This is a genomic window from Halanaerobium congolense (assembly GCF_004366375.1).
GTDB classification, from domain to species: Bacteria; Bacillota; Halanaerobiia; order Halanaerobiales; family Halanaerobiaceae; genus Halanaerobium; species Halanaerobium congolense.
The window spans coordinates 1-1,882 of sequence record NZ_SOEF01000065.1; the positions used below are offsets into that span (position 1 = coordinate 1).

Below are 1,882 nucleotides of genomic sequence, written 5' to 3' on the forward strand. Positions count from 1 at the left end.
AAAAAAGGACCGGCAGCGACCTACTCTCCCACATCGTTACCAATGCAGTACCATAGGCGCTGGAGGACTTAACTTTTGTGTTCGAGATGGGAACAAGTGTTGCCCCTCCGCTATTACCACCGGAAATATTAGATTGTTAACTGTACAATCAAAAACACATATAGGAAATAATGATTAAGCCCTCGATCTATTAGTACCAGTTAGCTTAATGTATTACTACACTTACACCTCTGGCCTATCTACCTTATCATCTTTAAGGGATCTTACCTTCTTAACAAAGTGAGATACCTAATCTTGAAGTCTGTTTCACGCTTAGATGCTTTCAGCGCTTATCTTTTCCACACTTAGCTGCTCAGCTATGCTCCTGGTGGAACAACTGATTCACCATCGGTGTGTCCATCCCGGTCCTCTCGTACTGGGGACAGCTCTTCTCAAGTATCTTTCGCCTGCGACGGATAGGGACCGAACTGTCTCACGACGTTCTGAACCCAGCTCGCGTACCGCTTTAATTGGCGAACAGCCAAACCCTTGGAACCTGCTTCAGCTCCAGGATGCGATGAGCCGACATCGAGGTGCCAAACCTCCCCGTCGATGTGAACTCTTGGGGGAGATAAGCCTGTTATCCCCGGGGTAACTTTTATCCGTTGAGCGACGGCAATTCCACACTATACCGCCGGATCACTAAGTCCTACTTTCGTACCTGCTCGACTTGTCTGTCTTGCAGTTAAGCTCCCTTCTGCCTTTACACTCTTCGTGCGATTTCCATCCGCACTGAGGGAACCTTTGAGCGCCTCCGTTACTGTTTGGGAGGCGACCGCCCCAGTCAAACTGCCCGCCTGACAATGTCCTGTGACCAGTTTATGGCCTCCAGTTAGAATTCCGCTGTAGAAAGGGTGGTATCCCACCAGCGACTCCACTGACATTGGCATGCCAGTTTCAAAGTCTCCCACCTATCCTGTACATTCTACATCAAAACCCAATATCAGGCTGCAGTAAAGCTCCACGGGGTCTTTCCGTCCTGTCGCAGGTAGCCTGCATCTTCACAGGCAATTTAATTTCACCGAGTCCCTTGTTGAGACAGCATCCAAGTCGTTACGCCATTCGTGCAGGTCGGAACTTACCCGACAAGGAATTTCGCTACCTTAGGACCGTTATAGTTACGGCCGCCGTTTACTGGGGCTTAGGTTCAGACCTTCGTGGCTAGCACTAAGCCTTCTCCTTGACCTTCCAGCACCGGGCAGGCGTCAGCCCCTATACTTCGTCTTACGACTTAGCAGAGACCTGTGTTTTTGATAAACAGTCGCTTGGATCTTTTCACTGCGACCCACCAGCTAGTGCTAATGGGTACCCCTTCTCCCGAAGTTACGGGGTCATTTTGCCGAGTTCCTTAACAAGGGTTCTCTCGCGCGCCTTAGAATTCTCTTCCCGTCTACCTGTGTCGGTTTGCGGTACGGGCACTGTAAATCTCGTTAGTGGTTTTTCTTGGCGGCTTATTAAGTGGCTTCACCTCTTTTGGCTCCACATCACTAAAAGTTATTAGCGGGTAAAGGGATTTACCTCCTTACCCTAACTCCTTAGCTTATACGTGCTCTTCCAGTCACACGCTCCACTCTCTTTGCCGCGTTACCACTTCACTCAATCAATTTACAGTGGTATCTGAATCTTTACAGATTTTCCATCACCTACGCCTTTCGGCCTCAGCTTAGGTCCCGACTAACCCTGGGAGGACGAGCCTTCCCCAGGAATCCTTAGACTTTCGGCGAAGGAGATTCTCACTCCTTTTTTCGTTACTCATACCGGCATTCTCTCTTCTGTACAGTCCACTGCTCCTTACGGTACAGCTTCGCTCCGTACACAATGCTCCTCTACCACTTACAAGTAT

General features: G+C 49.4%; 1 rRNA gene and 1 other annotated feature (1 of these 2 cut by a window edge). The gene reads right to left on the reverse strand.

The window, feature by feature from the left end:
• Positions 1-7: 7 nt before the first annotated feature.
• Positions 8-124: ribosomal RNA gene (gene rrf / locus C7954_RS13215) — 5S ribosomal RNA — on the reverse strand.
• Positions 125-170: 46 nt separating this feature from the next.
• Positions 171-1,882, reverse strand: a sequence feature (mutual gap in cmsearch alignment for this rRNA model is longer than 100); it runs 1,382 nt beyond the window's last position.